The organism is Azospirillum cavernae (genome assembly GCF_003590795.1).
Classification (GTDB): Bacteria; Pseudomonadota; Alphaproteobacteria; order Azospirillales; family Azospirillaceae; genus Azospirillum; species Azospirillum cavernae.
The window spans coordinates 2,079,789-2,097,031 of record NZ_QYUL01000001.1; the positions used below are offsets into that span (position 1 = coordinate 2,079,789).

Annotated in this window: 16 protein-coding genes, 1 tRNA gene and 1 pseudogene; 11 read left to right on the top strand and 7 right to left on the bottom strand. The window is 67.1% G+C overall.

The genetic code is table 11. The features are described from left to right. Nucleotides 1-4: 4 nt before the first annotated feature. Together brxD and D3877_RS09540 are read left to right on the top strand one after the other, a co-directional pair. Complete coding sequence (gene brxD / locus D3877_RS09535) at nucleotides 5-1,321, top strand: BREX system ATP-binding protein BrxD (RefSeq protein WP_119830365.1); 1,317 nt, start codon at nucleotides 5-7, stop codon at nucleotides 1,319-1,321. After that, complete coding sequence (locus D3877_RS09540; protein WP_119830366.1) at nucleotides 1,318-3,435, top strand: DEAD/DEAH box helicase; 2,118 nt, start codon at nucleotides 1,318-1,320, stop codon at nucleotides 3,433-3,435. The genes brxD and D3877_RS09540 overlap by 4 nt, the downstream gene beginning before the upstream one ends. Nucleotides 3,436-3,762: 327 nt before the next feature. Here the strand turns inward: D3877_RS09540 and D3877_RS09545 are convergent, their stop codons facing one another. Both D3877_RS09545 and D3877_RS09550 read right to left on the bottom strand, forming a co-directional pair. Next, nucleotides 3,763-4,053 carry a helix-turn-helix domain-containing protein gene (locus tag D3877_RS09545; protein ID WP_158599835.1) on the bottom strand — a complete coding sequence of 97 codons (291 nt, stop codon included), beginning with the start codon at nucleotides 4,051-4,053 and terminating at the stop codon, nucleotides 3,763-3,765. A 114-nt stretch (nucleotides 4,054-4,167) separates the two neighbouring features. Next, entirely contained in the window at nucleotides 4,168-4,563 is a 396-nt protein-coding gene (locus D3877_RS09550; RefSeq protein ID WP_119830368.1) for a hypothetical protein, read from the bottom strand. Nucleotides 4,564-5,320: 757 nt separating this feature from the next. On the opposite strand from D3877_RS09550, the gene D3877_RS09555 reads away from it, so the two are divergent. From D3877_RS09555 to D3877_RS09570, 4 genes and pseudogenes are all read left to right on the top strand, one after another. After that, entirely contained in the window at nucleotides 5,321-5,737 is a 417-nt protein-coding gene (locus tag D3877_RS09555; RefSeq protein WP_119830369.1) for a hypothetical protein, read from the top strand. A 107-nt stretch (nucleotides 5,738-5,844) separates the two neighbouring features. After that, nucleotides 5,845-5,997, top strand: a pseudogene (locus tag D3877_RS31020) (hypothetical protein); the annotation flags it as partial. A gap of 26 nt (nucleotides 5,998-6,023) precedes the next feature. Beyond that, nucleotides 6,024-7,343: a site-specific integrase gene (locus tag D3877_RS09565; RefSeq protein WP_119830371.1), complete on the top strand. Its 1,320-nt coding sequence runs from the start codon at nucleotides 6,024-6,026 to the stop codon at nucleotides 7,341-7,343. A 248-nt stretch (nucleotides 7,344-7,591) separates the two neighbouring features. Beyond that, nucleotides 7,592-8,002 (top strand): hypothetical protein, encoded by a 411-nt coding sequence (locus tag D3877_RS09570; RefSeq protein WP_147395124.1) that lies wholly within the window; start codon nucleotides 7,592-7,594, stop codon nucleotides 8,000-8,002. A 243-nt stretch (nucleotides 8,003-8,245) separates the two neighbouring features. Here the strand turns inward: D3877_RS09570 and D3877_RS09575 are convergent. Further along, nucleotides 8,246-8,321: transfer RNA gene (locus D3877_RS09575), tRNA-Ala, on the bottom strand. A gap of 138 nt (nucleotides 8,322-8,459) precedes the next feature. After that, nucleotides 8,460-8,843, bottom strand: a complete 384-nt coding sequence (locus D3877_RS09580; protein WP_119830373.1) for a TIGR02300 family protein — start codon at nucleotides 8,841-8,843, stop codon at nucleotides 8,460-8,462. Nucleotides 8,844-9,049: 206 nt separating this feature from the next. Between D3877_RS09580 and aroA the strand changes: the two genes are divergently transcribed. The 5 genes from aroA (at nucleotide 9,050) to D3877_RS09605 (ending at nucleotide 15,451) form a co-directional block, all read left to right on the top strand. Beyond that, entirely contained in the window at nucleotides 9,050-10,387 is a 1,338-nt protein-coding gene (gene aroA, locus D3877_RS09585) for a 3-phosphoshikimate 1-carboxyvinyltransferase (protein WP_119830374.1), read from the top strand. Between the two features lie 23 nt (nucleotides 10,388-10,410). Then, nucleotides 10,411-11,067, top strand: a complete 657-nt coding sequence (cmk, locus tag D3877_RS09590) for a (d)CMP kinase (protein ID WP_199720771.1) — start codon at nucleotides 10,411-10,413, stop codon at nucleotides 11,065-11,067. Nucleotides 11,068-11,238: 171 nt separating this feature from the next. Beyond that, nucleotides 11,239-12,945, top strand: coding sequence for a 30S ribosomal protein S1 (rpsA, locus tag D3877_RS09595; protein ID WP_119830376.1), 1,707 nt, complete (start codon nucleotides 11,239-11,241; stop codon nucleotides 12,943-12,945). A gap of 241 nt (nucleotides 12,946-13,186) precedes the next feature. Next, nucleotides 13,187-14,824 carry an HD domain-containing phosphohydrolase gene (locus D3877_RS09600; protein WP_119830377.1) on the top strand — a complete coding sequence of 546 codons (1,638 nt, stop codon included), beginning with the start codon at nucleotides 13,187-13,189 and terminating at the stop codon, nucleotides 14,822-14,824. A gap of 159 nt (nucleotides 14,825-14,983) precedes the next feature. After that, a complete protein-coding gene (locus tag D3877_RS09605) occupies nucleotides 14,984-15,451 on the top strand; it encodes a preQ0 transporter (RefSeq protein WP_119830378.1) in 468 nt (155 codons plus the stop codon). A gap of 113 nt (nucleotides 15,452-15,564) precedes the next feature. Here the strand turns inward: D3877_RS09605 and D3877_RS29795 are convergent, their stop codons facing one another. From D3877_RS29795 to D3877_RS09620, 3 genes are all read right to left on the bottom strand, one after another. Continuing rightward, the gene (locus D3877_RS29795) at nucleotides 15,565-15,939 is read right to left on the bottom strand and encodes a hypothetical protein (protein WP_158599837.1); all 375 of its coding nucleotides are present in this window, start codon (nucleotides 15,937-15,939) and stop codon (nucleotides 15,565-15,567) included. Nucleotides 15,940-16,037: 98 nt separating this feature from the next. Further along, nucleotides 16,038-16,412, bottom strand: a complete 375-nt coding sequence (locus D3877_RS09615; protein WP_119830379.1) for a response regulator — start codon at nucleotides 16,410-16,412, stop codon at nucleotides 16,038-16,040. A 100-nt stretch (nucleotides 16,413-16,512) separates the two neighbouring features. Continuing rightward, nucleotides 16,513-17,124 (bottom strand): LysE family translocator, encoded by a 612-nt coding sequence (locus D3877_RS09620; RefSeq protein ID WP_119830380.1) that lies wholly within the window; start codon nucleotides 17,122-17,124, stop codon nucleotides 16,513-16,515. Nucleotides 17,125-17,243: the final 119 nt, after the last annotated feature.

Consider the following 17,243-nt stretch of genomic DNA (forward strand, 5'->3'; position numbering starts at 1 on the left):
CGCGATGCTGAGTCCGCACCGGCGATCGGAAATCATCGACGCGCTGCGACGGGGCACCGTGCCCCGCTCCGGCCTCGACGTTCTGGCGGTCGGCATTGAGCGCTTCGCACCGGCGATCGACGAGGAGTTGAGCGGGGTGGTGTCCGGCCGCGGCGGCTTCAAGGCGGTGCGGGGCGAGTACGGCAGCGGCAAGACCTTCTTCGGGCGCTGGCTCCAGGAACGGGCGCGCAGCCGCGGCTTCGCCACCAGCGAGGTGCAGATCTCGGAAACCGAGACGCCGCTGCACCGGATGGAGACGGTGTACCGCCGTCTGACCGAGCGTCTGGCCACCCAGGAGGCCAGCGAGGGCGCGTTGCGCAACGTCGTCGATGGCTGGTTCTACACGCTTGAGGAGGATGTGCTGGCCGAGGGCGGCATCGACCCGGCCGACGCCGAGGCGCTGGTGGCGCGCACCGATGCGTTGCTGGAGCAGCGGTTGACGGCGGTAACCCGGCAGGCTCCGGCTTTCTCGGCCGTGCTGCGGGCCTACCGCCGCGCCCTGGTGCAGGAGGACCAAGCGCTCGCGGACGGGCTGCTCGGGTGGCTCGGCGGGCAGCCCAACATCGCCGCGTCGGTGAAGCGGGCGGCCGGTATCAAAGGAGAGATCGACCATTTCGGCGCCACCAATTTCCTGGCTGGCCTGCTGACGATCCTGCGCGATTCCGGCTACGCCGGCCTGCTGCTGGTGCTTGATGAAGTCGAGACGCTCCAGCGCATGCGTGCCGACACGCGCGAGAAGGGGCTGAACGCGCTGCGCCAGTTGATCGATGAAATCGACGCCGGCCGCTTCCCCGGCCTGTTCGTGGTGACCACCGGCACACCAGCCTTCTTCGATGGGCCGCAGGGCGTGCAGCGGCTGCCGCCCCTCGCCCAGCGCCTCCACGTCGACTTCGCCACCGACGCGCGCTTTGACAACCCGCGGGCGGTCCAGATTCGCCTGCCCGGCTTCGACCTCGACCTGCTGGGCCGTCTCGGCATCAAGGTGCGCGACATCTATGCCGAGGGTGCCGGTTCCGGGGAGCGGCTGCGCCACCTCGCCGACGATGCCTACGTCGCGGACTTGGCGCGGGCGGTGACCGGCCAGCTCGGCGGTCGGGTCGGCATCGCGCCGCGTCTGTTCCTGAAGAAGCTGGTTGGCGATGTGCTGGACCGCATCGATCAATTCACCGATTTCGATCCGCGTCGGCATTACGCGCTGACCGTGGCGCCCACGGAGATGACCGCGGCCGAACGGGCCGGCGCGGCGGCGGCTTCGGTCGATGACGTCGAGCTGGAATTGTGACGCCCTTCGACCGCCTGCACCCGGCCCTTCAGCATCACATCGTCAATTCGCTCGGCTGGGCCAGCCTGCGGCCAACGCAGCTCGCGGCGATCGATCCCATCCTGAACGGCCACCATGCTCTGCTGCTGGCGCCCACGGCCGGCGGCAAGACGGAAGCGGCGGCGTTTCCCGTGCTGTCGCGGATGCTGAGCGAGCGGTGGAATGGGCTGTCGGTGCTCTATGTGTGCCCATTGCGGGCATTGCTCAACAACCTGGAACCGCGGCTGCGCCACTACGCCGGGCTGGTGGGGCGGACGGTCGGGCTGTGGCACGGCGATGTGGCCGCCGGCGAGCGTCGCCGCATGCTGCGCCATCCGCCGGACCTCCTGCTTACCACCCCGGAGTCCTTGGAAGCGATCCTGATCTCGCGGCGGGTGAACCATCGTGTGCTGTTCGCGGGGCTGCGGACGCTGGTGGTGGACGAGTTGCACGCCTTCGCCGGGGACGATCGCGGTTGGCACCTTCTGGCGGTGGCCGAACGGCTCTCCCGCATCGCCGGGTGCCCGATCCAGCGCATCGGCCTGTCGGCCACCGTCGGCAACCCGGATGACCTTCTGGCGTGGTTGTCGTGCGGCGAGGGCGGCGACGTGGTCGGCCAGCCGGGACCGCCGGCCGGCGGCGACGTGATGCTCGACCATGTCGGCTCCCTGGAGAACGCGGCGACCGTGCTGTCGCGGGTCCATCGTGGGGAAAAGCGGCTCGTCTTCTGCGACAGCCGCAGCAAGGTCGAGCGGCTGGGGGCTCTGCTCCGAACCGCAGGCGTGCGGACCTTCGTCTCGCACAGCTCGCTCGGCATCGACGAGCGCCGCCGCTCCGAGGAGGCCTTCGCCACCGGCGAAGATTGCGTCATCGTCGCCACCAGCACGCTGGAACTGGGGATCGACGTCGGCGACCTCGATCGCGTCATCCAGATCGACGCGCCGTCGAGCGTGTCGTCGTTCCTGCAACGCATGGGGCGGACGGGGCGCCGCTCGGGTTCCGCGCGCAATTGCCTGTTCCTGGCGACGTCCGAAAGCGCGTTCCTTCAGGCCGCTGCTGTCATCCGCCTGTGGGGCGACGGCTGGGTCGAGCCGGTGGAGCCGCCGCCGGACCCGTTGCATCTCCTTGCCCAACAGGTGATGGCCCTGATTCTCCAGGAGCGGGGATTGGCGAGAGGAGATTGGCAGGGCTGGCTCGGCCTCGTGTTCGCCGGCATCGATGATCAGCGTGCCCGCTCCGTCGTCGATCATATGTTGGACACCGGCATCATCGCGGATGACGGTGGCATCCTTGGCATGGGACCGCGCGGTGAGCGCGAGATCGGCCGACGGAACTTCATGGACCTGATGGCCGCTTTCACCACGCCGCTGCTGCTGTCCGTGCGTTTCGGTGCCGCGGAGATCGGTCAGGTCGATCCCACCAGCCTGCAGCGGGGCGAGGGCGAAGCAGCCACGCTGCTGCTGGCCGGGCGAAGCTGGCGCGTCGTTGCGGTGGACTGGACGCGCCGCGTCGTGTCGGTTGAGCCGTCGGGCGAGGCTGGGCGATCGCGCTGGATGGGCGGCGCCCGCAGCCTGGATTTCGCCCTCTGTCAGGCCATGGAGCGGGTCGCGGTGGGCGACGCGATTCCGGCCAAGCTGTCCAAGCGGGGCGATTCTTGTCTGGAGTCGCTGCGCGAGGGATACGCGTTCTGCGACGGCGTCTCCCTGCCATTGGTGACCGGCAGCAACGGACGGATGCGGTGGTGGACGTTCGCCGGAGGGCGGGCCAACGCCATGCTGTCACAGGCGCTCAACGCCGCCGGTATGGTTCTCCGTGGCCACGACGACCTCTCGCTTCAAACCGATGCTGCCGATGCACCGATCGTCCGTAACGCGCTGTCCACCGTCAACATCGTGGGGTTCGAGGCTGCGGTCGAGACGAACCTCCTGCACGACCTGAAATTCGCCCAATGCCTGCCCGCCAATCTAGCGCTCGCGGTGCTTTCCCGACGGCTGTCCGACCAGGCCGGAGTTGCGGCCACGGTTGCGCGGCCACTGCGCTTCATCAGCGATGCGACAGCGCCGACCTCCTCCCCCTGGGAGCGCAGGGTCTCATAGAACAGGCCTGGGCTGAGCAGGATGCCCTTCAGGTCATGTCCCGTCAGCCGCCGAGCGATGGCGCACATAGCGCCGTGGAGTCGATCATCAGTTGATTCGGTGGGCCGCTGGCTGAGACCAAGGCATGGAGGATGTCTCCCCCAGGCGCCTTTGGCCGCCCAACGGACAATGAGGCTGCGCATCGTTTAATGGGGTCGTAGTGAGCATGTCGAAGGTTTTGCGCGCGGTGGGAGAAGGGAAAAATTCCATTGTGTTTCGCCCCTTGTCCCGAGCAGGCCCAAGTGATTGGAAAATCAGCGACAATCGACGACAATCCGCGACGGCGCGTCAGCGCGGCCGGCGCGGCGTGGTCCGGGGGCGGACGGGCTTTCCTTTCGCGTCTCCGCCAGTGCTCCCGGAGGTGTCCGCATCGTCGGGCGCGAGCGGGGACGGCAGCGTCACCGTCCGGTTCGCCTGCTCGAACGCCAGAAGCGACGCGGCGCTGATGCGGCGGGTGGTGCCGGCCAGCGTGGTGACGACAATGCGTCCGTCCTCCGCCCAGCGTTCCACCGTCCGCCGCGTCACGCCGTAGCGGTCGGCGGCCTCGTTGAGGCTGTACCAGGGCTGATCAAGCGACATCGCATCCTCCTCCTTCGTTGCGCCGGCCATATGGGGCCGTGGACGGAGGAGGCGGGCGCAGGACGCCGATTTCTTCGGCGTCCTGCGGTCACGTGACGACGGGGATGTCCGGCGTCAGCGAAGGACCGCCACCCGTGCCTTGCGCGGGCGGTCATGCACCGTGATGGTGATCTCGAGGTGCTGGTGGGGGGCAACGAGGCGGCCACTGACGACGGCATCCTCGGTCATCGCCTGAAGAAGGTCGAGAACCTGGGCCTCGACGGCGCGCTGTTCGGCCTGCCGGCGCAGGGCGGCGTCGAAGGCCGCTTCGTAGCGATCGTCGGGGTCGTCACCCTCGTCGTCGACGGTCCGGTCCTGCACCCGGTCGCAGAGGCCCGCCAGTTCCATGATCCGGGACCGGAGCGCCTCGGAGGGCGCCAGGCCGTCGAGCAGCGGATGGATCGCGCGCCCCAGGGCGGCGCTGCGGGTGATGAGCCGGGCGAGGGCCTCGAGCGAATGGGCGGTCGTCATGTTGCTCCTCCACGATGGCCGCCGTGCGGTACGGCGGGTCAAGCGAAGGGCGGACCGGCGGAGTGCATCGCGTCGCCGCCGGTCATATGGGGCCGTTCCGACGCAGCGGTTCAGAAAAAGTGAAGCCGCACCTTCTGACCGCGGTCGCCGGAATCATCGATGACTCTTCGATGATTGGTCTGCTTCTGCTGAATCAAGGGGTTGCGGACCGCTTTCGTCCGCCTTTGCCGGATTCTGTCCGCCGATGGCGACCCTGCTCAGGGATGCCCCCGAATGGATGCCGGGATGGCCCCGAACGAATGCCGGGATGGCCCCGAACGAATGCCGGAACCCTCCCGAACAGATGCCGGGATCCCTCCGAACGAATGCCGGGAACCCCCCGAACAGACGCCGGAATGGCGTTGACAACCGATTGATCGGGCGTGGCTTTTCGCTCTCCGAATCATTGAATCCGTCGAATTGGCAGAACAAGGGAGGAAAGGCGACGCCCCTCGGCGAGGGGCATCGCGAGGCCCGCCGCCCGCTCTGGGGTGAGGAAATGGAGGGACGGCGAGGGATGCCGGAAGCGGCCGAACCCATATTCCCGGCGCACCGATGAGCGGATGGGGAGGATGGCGATGGCGGCGAGTGCGGCGGACTGGAGCACGGCGGAGACGCTTTCCGAAAAAGGCGGACAACGCCGGTCCGCCGGCTGTCCAGCCCCGTCCGCCGGCGGACGGGAACCGCCCGCCTCAAGCCCGGCGACCGGAGGACCGCGATGATCCGCGAGCGGAGGGGCAAGCGTGGGGCCGGCTGCCTCCAGGTGATCAGCGTCCGCTACGACCCAGCGACCAACCGCAACCGACAGCGGGTCGTCGCCGCGCTGCCTCTGGACGCCGAGGGTCTGCCGCCCCGGGTGGCCGCCGAGCTGACTGAGACCGAACGGCGCAACGCAGAGGCCTTCTTCGTCGCCCGCAACCACCGCCTGCGCGAGAGGCGAATTTTCGAGAGCGTCGCCGCCCTGGTGGTGCAGGGCCATAGGGTCTGCACGGCGCTGGCCGATCCTGACGACCGCCCGGTGGTGATGCGGGCGGCGGAGTTGTACGGCCTCGGCACCAGCCTGGCGGAGCTGGTCAGTGCCGCTGCGACCGCCGGCCTGCGCGGGCGGATCAGGGTGCCGGCCCGGCGCCGGTAGAGCGTCCGATCAAAAAAATCGGCGATCCGAGGGACGCCAAAAAATGACGGACCGAAATTCCCGCTGGTGCCGTCCGGCGCCCTGGATGGGAACGGCGAGAGGGATCGATGAACAGGCTTTTTACCGAGCGCGAGGCCGCGGAGCAGCTCGGCATCCATCAGACGATGCTGGCCCGTACCCGCAAGGACAAGCTCATCGACTACGTCAGCGTCGGCAGGACCGGCCGATCCATCCGCTACACCCACGAACAGCTTCTGGCCTACATCGAGAGGAGCACCGTCGCCGCATGTCCCGCCAACCCGAACAGCGCTACGCCGAAATCGGTGACTTCTGGCTCGTCAAAGTCCCCGGCTCGAACCGCTTCCACATCGCCTGGTACGACGCCGAGCGGCAGCAGCGCCGCACTCGTAGCACTGGCACGGACGACCTTCGCGCCGCAGAGCTCATCCTCGCCGAGCACGCCCTGAAGCACAGCGCGCCGCCGACGAAGGCGGACCCCGCGGATGAGGCGCTCGCGGGTGTTCTGCTGCGCTTCTACCACGGTCGGGCTGAGCAGCAGGCGCAGGCGGAGCAGGTGCGTCGTGCCTTCGCCCTGTGGATGGCGTTCTGGGGAGACGCCACCGTCGCCGATCTCACCATCCAGCGGCAAGACGCGTTCGTCAGGTGGCTGCGTGTCGAGAAGGGCTGTAGCGACTCCTACATCGACCGAATCATGTCCAGCGGCAGGGCAGCCCTGGGCCGCACCAAGGATCTGCACGAACTCCGTGAGGTTCCCTCGATCCGAAACGCCCTGGGCATCGACCAGAAATGGATGTGCCGTCCCGACGCCAATCCGAAAGGACGCCAACTGACCCTCAAGGAGATCGGCGATCTCATCTCGCACATCCCCGAGGAGTCGCCCCATCTGCTCTCCTTCATGATGGTCATGCTGACCTGTGTCTGTCGTCCCGATGCCGCGGTGGACCTGACGGCGGACCGCATCGACCACAGGCATCGGCTGATCACACTGAATCCCGAAGGGAGAACGCAGACCAAGAAGTACCGTCCGATCGTGAAGCTGACGGAGACGCTCGAGCACCATGTTGGCGGCGTGACCGGTCCCGTGGTCGCGTTCGAGGGACGGCAGGTCAAGTCGATCCGAACCGCATGGCGGGCTCTGCGCGCCCGCGTCTGGCCGGCCACCGAGGAACAACTCGCCGCGTTGCCGGATGCGGCCGCGCTGGCGGCCATGACGCCGGCTGATCGCAAGATCGCGCTGCGCGAGCGCTTTCTGCTGTGTGGGCCTGACGGGCGGGATGTTCAGCCCTATTCGTTGCGCCATACGATGGGGCGGGAATTGCGGTTCCGTGGCGTGCCCAACGACCAGATCGAGCTCACCATGGGGCACAAGCGGCCGGAAGGACACTCCGCGACGACACAGGTTTACGCACCCTACCATCCCTCGTATTGCAGCGAGGCCGCCCTCGCGATCGACCAAATCCTGTGCGACATCCAGAAGCACACCCGGCGTCGGATCGTCCCGGAGCACATGGTTGCCGAGCCCGGTCGGGACGTGAAGGTTGAGGAGGGGACGCGGCCTCCCCGACGTCGCTGCGAGAAAGTCTAGGCCTCAGAGGTGATAGAGACCGGCGGGGTGGCCAGACCGGATGTGCCGCCTCGTCCATCTCCGATCGACGCTGGGAGTGATCGTCCTGCTGGTCACATGGCGAAAGATGTTCTGCGGCTGAAGGACGCCATTGCCGGGACGACCCAGCATGCCCGTCCGAGGCGGCGCAATCCCGTCTCCGTCCCCTCCATGCTTGGCTCCGGAACGCCGCCGTCGGCGGCGGTCGGCCACCAACCATGGAGAACAGCATGCCCGACACCGTGATGTTTCCGCCCGCCGTCATCGCCGACAAGGTCGAGGACCGCGTCCTCGCCGCCGCGCTGGTGCGGGAGGTTGCCGCCGGTCGCCATCCCCACGTCACGCTCGCCCAACCTCTGCCTCCAGCAGCGCGCTCCGCGGCGGAAACCCTCGCCGACAGTCTCGACGAGTTGGACCGCGACCTCGCGCGTCTGCGCCGCCGTCACAGCGCTCCGACCAGCGCGGGCGGCCGAATCCGGCTCGCCATCGCCGAGGCCGAACTGCTCGGTGGCTACGTCCGCGATGTGCTCCAGACACTGACTTCGCTGCGCCTCGTCGGCGCCGAGGTGGAGAAGGCCGGGGAGCGGAGCCAGCCGTCATGCGTGGACGGCGATCGCATCATCCTGCGCCTGCAGTGGTAGGCAACGGGCGGAGACGACAGATTCCGCGTCCTCGAGGCGACGGCATCCCATCCGGCCGGGCGCCTCTCCCCTCCGACATGAGAAACCGGAGGGCCAGAGGATGCCCAGGAATAGCCTCGATCAGCCTCCCCGCAGCCCCGTCCCTCGGAAGTGCTCGTTGAAGCCTCGTTGAAGTCGGCTGGAAACGGGAAAGATCAGGGCAAGAAAAAAGCCAGCAACCCGTTGGGATTGCTGGCTTTTATTTGGTGGAGCCAATCGGGATCGAACCGATGACCTCTACAATGCCATTGTAGCGCTCTCCCAGCTGAGCTATGGCCCCTTTAACTCTGGGCGCTGGTCGTTTTTGACCGGCGTTGGTGGAGCGGGATATTAGCCAGGAAGCGGGGCGATGCAAGCGAAAAATTCGGAGCATCGCGTTTTTTTCCTGACCACCCCCGCCGCCACCGGGGAAGCGGGGTTAGCGCTCCTCCTCGTCCTCGCCCTCGACGACGACTTCGTCCATGTCGTCTTCGCCCAGCTCGGACGTGTCTTCGATCAGGACGTCGTCCTCGTCCTCGACCGGGTCGGCGGCCTCTTCGATGTCGTCGACCGACACGTCGTCCTCGACGCCCTCAAGCTCGGCGGCCTCGGGATCCTCGACCTCGACCTCTTCGTCCTCGACGACGGCGACCTTCTTGGTGTCGTCAACCGGGGCCGGACGGGCCTTGCGGGACTTCAGCAAAGCCTCGGGGTCGAACTGCACGCCGCAGCTTGGGCAGACCGGCGGGTCCTTGCGCATGTCGTAATAGCGAGCGCCGCAGCTCGGGCAGATGCGCTTGACGCCCCATTCGGGTTTGGCCACGCCACGTCCTCCGTCACAAATCTTAGGGAATCTCAAGTTGCGCCCTTTGCCACGCCTGGGGGCGCTTGTCAAAAAAAACCTGCGATGGTCGCTTCGCCCGGCCCTTTTCCGCCCGGCCCAATGGAAAAGCGCCGCTCTCGCGTCGCGCGCGACGCTGTGCTAGGTACTGCGGCCAAACACTCACCCCATGCCCTGAGGGTTCCCCCATGTCGCAGGCAAAACCGCTGCGTTCCTCGTTCTCCGGCCCGCTGGTCGGCGCCATCCGGGCGCCCGGAGACAAGTCGATCTCGCATCGGTCGCTGATGCTGGGCGCCATCGCCGTCGGCGAAACCGTCATCCACGGCCTGCTGGAAGGCGAAGACGTGCTGCACACGGCGGCGGCCATGCGGCTGCTGGGCGCGCAGGCCGACCGCGACTCCGACGGGGTGTGGCGGGTGCGCGGCGTCGGGCTGGGCGCGTTGCAGGAACCGGCCCAGGTGCTGGACATGGGCAACAGCGGCACCGCCGCGCGGCTGCTGATGGGGCTGGTCGCCGCCCACCCGATCACCTGCGTCTTCACCGGCGACGCCTCGTTGAACAAGCGCCCGATGGCGCGCGTCACCACGCCACTGGAGCAGATGGGCGCGCGCTTCGTCGGGCGTTCCGGCGGACGGCTGCCGCTGACCGTCGTCGGCAGCGACCACCTGACCCCGATCACCTACCGCCTGCCGGTCGCCTCGGCGCAGGTGAAGTCGGCGATCATCCTGGCCGGTCTCAACACCCCCGGCGCCACCACGGTGATCGAGGCGGAGCCGACGCGCGACCACACCGAAACCATGCTGCGCCATTTCGGCGCGACCGTGACCACCGAACGGCAAGAGGATGGGGCGCTGGCCGTCACCGTCATCGGCCAGCCGGAGCTGACCGGGCGCGAGATCCATGTGCCGTCCGATCCCAGCTCCGCCGCCTTCCCGGTGGTGGCGGCCCTGCTGCGGCCCGGCTCCGACGTGGTGTTGAAGGACGTCGGGATGAACCCGCGCCGCACCGGCCTGTACGACACGCTGATCGAGATGGGCGCCGACATCACGTTCGAGAACCAGCGCGATCAAGCGGGGGAGCCGGTGGCCGATCTGCGGGTCAAGCACAGCCGCCTGCGCGGCGTGGTGGTGCCTGCCGACCGCGCGCCCAGCATGATCGACGAATACCCGGTGCTCGCCGCCGCCGCCGCCTGCGCCGATGGCGACACGGTGATGCTGGGGCTGAAAGAGCTGCGGGTGAAGGAAAGCGACCGGCTGGCCATGGTCGCCGACGGCCTGACCGCCTGCGGCGTCGCGCTGGAGGTTGGGGCCGACGACAGCCTGACCGTTCATGGAACGGGGGAGCCGCCCAAGGGCGGCGCGCTGATCGCCACGGCGATGGACCACCGCATCGCCATGAGCTTCCTGGTGTTGGGCGCGGCGACCGCCGAACCGATCAAAATCGATGACGGCGCCTTCATCGAAACCAGCTTCCCCGGCTTCGTGACTCTGATGAACGGGTTGGGCGCGAAGATCACAGAGGTCTGAACAGCATGACCGCCGCAAACCCCATCGTCATCGCCATCGACGGTCCCGCCGCCAGCGGCAAAGGGACGCTGTCCCAGCGCATCGCCGACGCCTTCGGCTTCGCCCATCTCGACACCGGCGTGCTGTACCGCGCCGTCGGCCTGTCGGTGCTGCGCGCGGGCGGCGATCCCGCCGACAACGCCGCCGCCGCGCGGGCCGCGCGGGCGCTCGACCCCGATCACCCGATCCTGCGCGAAGTGGCGCTGCGCACCGACGAGGCGGCGCAGGCGGCCAGCAAGGTCGCGGCGGTGCCGGAGGTGCGGGCGGCCCTGTTGGATTTCCAGCGCCGTTTCACCCAGCATCCGCCGGGCGGCGCGCCGGGGTCGGTGCTGGACGGGCGCGACATCGGCACCGTGGTCTGCCCCGACGCCAGCGCCAAGCTGTTCGTCACCGCGTCGCTGGAGGTCCGGGCCGAGCGCCGACTCAAGGAGTTGCGGAGCCGGGGGATTCCGGCTATACCGTCCGACGTCCTGGAGGACATGAAGACTCGTGATGCGCGTGACAGCCAGCGAGCGGTGGCCCCGCTCCGTCCGGCTGTTGACGCTTTTGTGCTTGATACTTCCGCTCTCGACGCCGACGAGGTGTTCGCGCGGGCGGTCGATCACATCGGCTCGAAAACCGGACTGCGGCCTTCGGCGTAACGCTGCGGGCGGGCGGATCGCGGGGCGGGCGGGTCGAACGCTCTCCATGGAAAACCATCAACCAAGTCGCCGGGCGTGGTGCCCGGCGCGGCGGTTTTGTCGAGACCACACCCATTTTGCCGTGGGCATGGTCGAAACGGGATCGCTTTTGCGCCACCTTTAGGAGTTTCAATGGCACAAGCACTGGCCCGGACGGTCGAAAAGGAAAGCTTCGCGGCTCTGTTGGAAGAGTCGCTCGGCTCCGCCGACTCGCTGGAAGGCACCGTCGTCAAGGGACGCGTCGTCGCCGTCGAGAACGACATGGTCACGATCGACGTCGGCCTGAAGTCGGAAGGCCGCGTCGCGCTGAAGGAATTCGCCGTCGCCGGGCAGGCTCCCGAGCTGAAGGCGGGTGACACGGTCGAGGTCTACCTCGAGCGCATGGAAGACAAAAACGGCGAAGCGATGCTGAGCCGTGAGAAGGCCAAGCGCGAAGAAGCCTGGGCGCTGTTGGAGAAGTCCTTCACCGACCAGAGCCGCGTCACCGGCGTCATCTTCGGGCGCGTCAAGGGCGGCTTCACGGTCGACCTGTCGGGCGCCGTCGCCTTCCTGCCGGGCAGCCAGGTCGACATCCGTCCGGTGCGCGACATTTCGCCGCTGCTGGGCACGCCGCAGCCCTTCCAGATCCTCAAGATGGACCGCTCGCGCGGCAACATCGTCGTGTCGCGTCGCGCCGTTCTCGAAGAGAGCCGCGCCGAGGCCCGTTCGGAGCTGGTGGCCAACCTCAAGGAAGGCCAGATTCTCCAGGGTGTGGTCAAGAACATCACCGACTACGGCGCGTTCGTGGATCTGGGTGGCGTCGATGGCCTGCTGCACGTCACCGACATCGCGTGGCGCCGCATCAACCACCCGTCGGAAGCCTTGCAGATCGGCCAGACCGTCACGGTCCAGGTCATCCGCTTCAACCCGGAAACCCAGCGCATCAGCCTCGGCATGAAGCAGCTGGAAGCCGATCCGTGGGAAGGCGTCGAAGCCAAGTACCCGGTCAGCGCCAAGTTCAAGGGCCGCGTCACCAACATCACCGACTACGGCGCCTTCGTGGAGCTGGAGCCGGGCATCGAGGGTCTGGTGCACGTCTCGGAAATGTCGTGGACCAAGAAGAACGTCCATCCGGGCAAGATCGTTTCGACCTCGCAAGAAGTCGAAGTCATGGTCCTGGACGTCGATCCGCAGAAGCGCCGCATCAGCCTCGGCCTCAAGCAGTGCCTGGACAACCCGTGGGAAACCTTCACGGACAAGTTCGGCCAGGGCACCGAGCTGGAAGGCGAAGTCAAGAACATCACCGAATTCGGTCTGTTCGTTGGCCTGCCGGGCGACATCGACGGCATGGTCCACATGTCGGATCTCGACTGGAACAAGTCGGGTGAAGAGGCGATCGCCGAGTACAAGAAGGGCGACCGCGTCAAGGTCAAGGTTCTCGACGTCGACGTCGAGAAGGAGCGCATCAGCCTCGGCATCAAGCAGCTCGCGAACGACCCGTTCGAAGCCGCCACCGCCGGTCTGAAGAAGAACGAAGTCGTCACCTGCACCGTGACCCAGGTCACGGACGGCGGCATCGAAGTGTCCGTGGGCGAGGGTTACACCGGCTTCATTCGCAAGTCGGACCTGTCCCGCGAGCGTTCGGAGCAGCGTCCGGAGCGTTTCGCCGTCGGCGAAAAGATCGACGCCAAGGTCACGCAGATCGACCGCAGCTCGCGCCGCATCTCGCTGTCCATCAAGGCGCGCGAGATGGAAGAAGAGAAGGCCGCGATGGCCGAATATGGTTCGTCGGACTCGGGCGCCTCGCTGGGCGACATCCTGGGCGCCGCGCTGAAGCGCAAGCAGCAGCACGACGAGTGATCGAACGGCTTTGACCGCTTCCCACCCCCGCTTCGGCGGGGTTGGGACAGCGCCAAAGCGTTGATGACCCGGTGATTTCATCGGAAAGGCCGCTTCCTCAATCGGGGAAGCGGCCTTTTTGTTGGGGATTCGGCGGCTGGAGAAATGTTTTATGGCCAAACCGATGATGGTTGAAGGTCCAACATTGCGCGGGTATTTTTTGACAAGCGGGTGACGCTGACGCGCAACCACCGGGATCGCCATGCCCAACGCCTCTGTTCCGCCAGACCAGACCGGCCCTGCCACGCCGCCCTTTTCCATTCTGGTGGTGGACGGGACGCCAGCGCTCCCGGATTTGGCGCGCGAGGCTTTGACCAACCTCTCGGTGGACGGCGTCGGCGTCCGCCTGATCGACGCGGCGTCCGCCGCCGAAGCCCGGCAAGCGCTGTACGATCACCCCGAAATCGCCGTCATCCTGCTGGAACTGGTTCTGGAGCATGACCGGGCCGGGCTTGATCTGATTTCCCACATCCGCAACGATCTGGGCAACCAGCGCACCCGGATTGTCGTCTGCACCGCCCACCCCGACGCCATCAGCGAGGAGGAGGTGATCGGCGGCGCCGACGTCAGCGACTATCGCGCCAAGGCGGAGTTGTCGCCGCGCGCCCTGCGCACCGCCGTGACCGGCCAATTGCGCGCCTTCGCCAGCCTTCAGGCGCTGGCGGCGGGACGCAAGGGCTTGGCGCGGATGCTGGTCGCGACCACCGGCCTGTTGGAACTGCGCACGCCTGAGACCTTGTTTCCCAACATCCTGCCGCGAGTCGTCGGTCTGCTGGGCATTGGGCGCCACGCCTTGCTGTGCGTCCAGGGCGACACCCAGCCGCGCGACCGCAAGATCCGCGTGCGCGCCTCCATCGGACGCTTCGCCCCCTGGAAGGACGTCGAGCTGTCCTCCTTGGGCGAGGCGCGGATCGAAGCCGCGCTGGAGCGTCTCTCCCCCAGCAGCGAAACCATCGTCGAGCCGGATTTCTGCGCGCTGCGCCTGCGCGCCAACGGCGGCGTGACCGGCATGATTTATGTCGAGGGCCGCAACGACGGCAGCGCCCGCGAATGGCAATTGCTGGAGCTGTTCCGCAACAAATGCGCCATCGCCTTTGAAAACGCCCTGCTGTTCGAGGAATTGACCATCGCGCAGAAGGCCACCGTTCTGGCGATGGGGTCGCTGGCCGAATACAAGGACAACGCCGCGCCCGGCCATCTGCAACGGATCGAACGGCTGGTCGGCGACATGGCCCGCGAATTGTTGGCGCGCGGCCAATTCAGCGACGAGTTGGACGCCGATTGCGTCGAAAAAATCGGTCTGGCCGCTCTGCTGCACGATGTCGGCATGTTGAGCGTGTCGGACGAAACCCTGGGCATGCCCGGCGAATTGGCCAGCAACGATTTGGTGGCGATCCGCCGTCACACGGAAATCGGCCATCGCATTCTCAGCGCGGTGGCCGCGCCGCTGCGCGAACGCTCGCTGCTGTCCATCGCGGCGGACATCGCGCGCTACCACCACGAACGCTACGACGGCTCCGGCTATGTCGAGGGCTTGGCGGGCGACGCCATTCCCATCACCGCCCGCATCACCGCCGTGGCCGACGTGTTCGACGCGTTGACAACCTCCCGGCCCTATCGTGGCGCTTGGCCGGTTGAACAGGCGATTGACTGGATCACCGAACGGTCAGGCCGGGATTTCGACCCGCGCGTGGTCGATGTCTTTCTCGTCGTGGTGCGCCGCCTGCAAAGCACGGAACCCGACTGGTTCCCCAAAAGCAACGCGGGGCACGGCGTGTTGGGCGGTTTGCTGGGCCGCAAGCTGCGCGACCTGTTCGGGCGGCGGGCCACCGCGCCGTAAGATCGCGCGCTTTTCATCCCTCAGCCGCCGCAGTTCCCCTTCAACCGGCAAAACGAATCTGCTAGGACAAGCGGCTTCGGGGCGCTCGCATTCACGCGGGTTTGCTCCGGTCATCCGCGCCCGTATTGCCACGGCTCGCCTCTTCCAAGGATCTTGGACATGATCTGGCTTTCCGCCTACATCGGCAGCATTCTCGCCATCAATTACGCGTTCAGCCTGTTCCCGCATCTGGACCTGGTCTGGTCCTGCTGGGTCGGCTTGGTGTTTGTCCTGCGCGACATGGTGCAGGTCCGTTTCGGTCATTGGGCGCTGGCCGCCATGCTCACCGGAACGGTGTTGTCCTATCTGCTGGCCGATCCCTTCGTCGCCACCGCCAGCGTCGCCGCCTTCGCCGTGTCGGAAATGATCGACTGGCTGGTCTTCACCATCACCAAGCGCCCGCTGCGCGATCGGCTGTGGCTGAGCGCCGCCCTGTCGGTGCCGGTCGACACCGCGCTGTTCTTTGGCATGCTGGGCGTGTGGGAACCCAACGTGTGGGCCGCCAGCCTCGCGTCGAAGCTGCTGGGCGTGTCGGTGGTCTGGGCGCTGATGCGCGCCCGCGATGGCCGGATGCCAGTGACGGCCTGACCCGTCGGGTTTTCCCCGTTCCACAGGAGCGGGGAGACGCCGTTTCTCGCTTACAGAACGCCCCTCCCCCGTAAGGGAGGGGGCTTTTCCGGTCGGGCTTGGCCCGCCGCCGATCAGCGATGCATGGGCGTCGGCTTCGTGGCGTACCACCAGTCGCCGATCAGCGCGCCCGCCGCCGCGCCGATGAGGGTGGAGAACGGCCCGTGCGCCAGCGCGCCGACGCCAACGCCGCCCGCCGCCATGCCGACGCCAATCGCCAACGCCTGCCCCGGCGGCAGACCAAACACCGTTGGGGCGGCAACCGGAGCCGGAGCCATCGCCGGGGCGGGCGCCGGAGCGGGCGCCAGAGTCGGAGCGGGAGTCGGCGCTGGGGCCGGAGCCGCCACGGGCGCGGCAGGAGCGGGGGCGACCGGCGCCGTCTGCGCCTGAACGCTCAAGGGGGCGATGGCCAGAACCGTGACCATCGCCAGCAGGCCGATTGTGCGCATGAGATGTCTCCACACGGGGATGATGAGGCGCGCATCATGACACCGGCGCGCCGCCGCCGCCAGACGCCTCAAACCGCCCCTCTCCTCAAGCCCCCGCCTCAACCGATGACGTGCGCCGCCAAAACCTCCGAGGCGAGAAGCGCCGGGTTGATCGGCTTGGCGATCACACGCGTCACGCCCAGCCGTTCAAACACGGCGGCGGTCATGTGCGCGGGAACCTTTTCATCCACCGCCGACAAAACAATGATCCGCGCGTCCGGGCGCAGGTTGCGGGCGGCCTGAATCAACTCGAACCCATCATGTTCGGGCATCATGATGTCAGTGACGACCACGTCGAAATCACGGAAAGACAGCGCCTCAATCGCCTGCAAGGCCCCCTCGCAAACGGTGATGTCATGCCCATCCTTCGCCAGAATCGCGCGAACGAGATTGCGCGACACCGGATCGTCATCGACCACCAGAACCTTCGCCATCCACCCTTACCCCTGCGACACAGCCAAACCGGGTGAGCTTAATATTAGGAACGGAAACAACCAATCCGGAATGACCGCATACCAGTTCGTTCCAAAAGATTCAGCGTTCGGCAAAGGCGAGCTTGACGCCCAACGCGGCGAAGGCTCCGGCGAAGGTCCGCCGCATCCAGGTCAACACCTGCGGACGCGCGACGACATGGGCGCGGACGGCGGCGGCGAACAGCCCATAACCGGCGAAGACGACAAAGGTCATCAGCATGAACACGCCGCTCAGCTCCAGCATCTGCGCCAGCGGGCTGGCCGCGTCGTCACGAACGAACTGCGGCAAAAAGGCCAGGAAGAAGATCGACAGTTTGGGGTTCAGGATGTTGATGAGAATCGCCGAGACGATCACCTGCGCCGCCGAACGCGGGCTGTGGTCCGGTTCGACCGTCAGCGCGCTGTGATCCTTCAGCGTCGTCCATGCCATATAGAGCAAATAGAGGACGCCCAGATATTTCAGAAGCTGGAAGGCCAGCGCGCTGGTGTGCAGCAGCGCCGCCAGCCCCAAAATCGCCGCCGCCATGTGCGGAACAATCCCAATGGCGCAGCCGAACGCGGCGATGAGGCTGGCCCGCGATCCGCGCGACAGGCCCGCCGCCAGGGTGAACAGAACCCCGGTGCCGGGCGACGCGGCGACGATCAGGGAGGTCAGCAGGAATTCAAGGCTCATGGGGCGCCCCTTTCACAACAGCGTCGCCAAAGACTGGATTGGAACCCGGCTCCCTGTCCAGTCCCAACCGAGGCCAGTCCCAACCGGCGATTGTCGGTCTTGACAGCGCTGTGGTCACA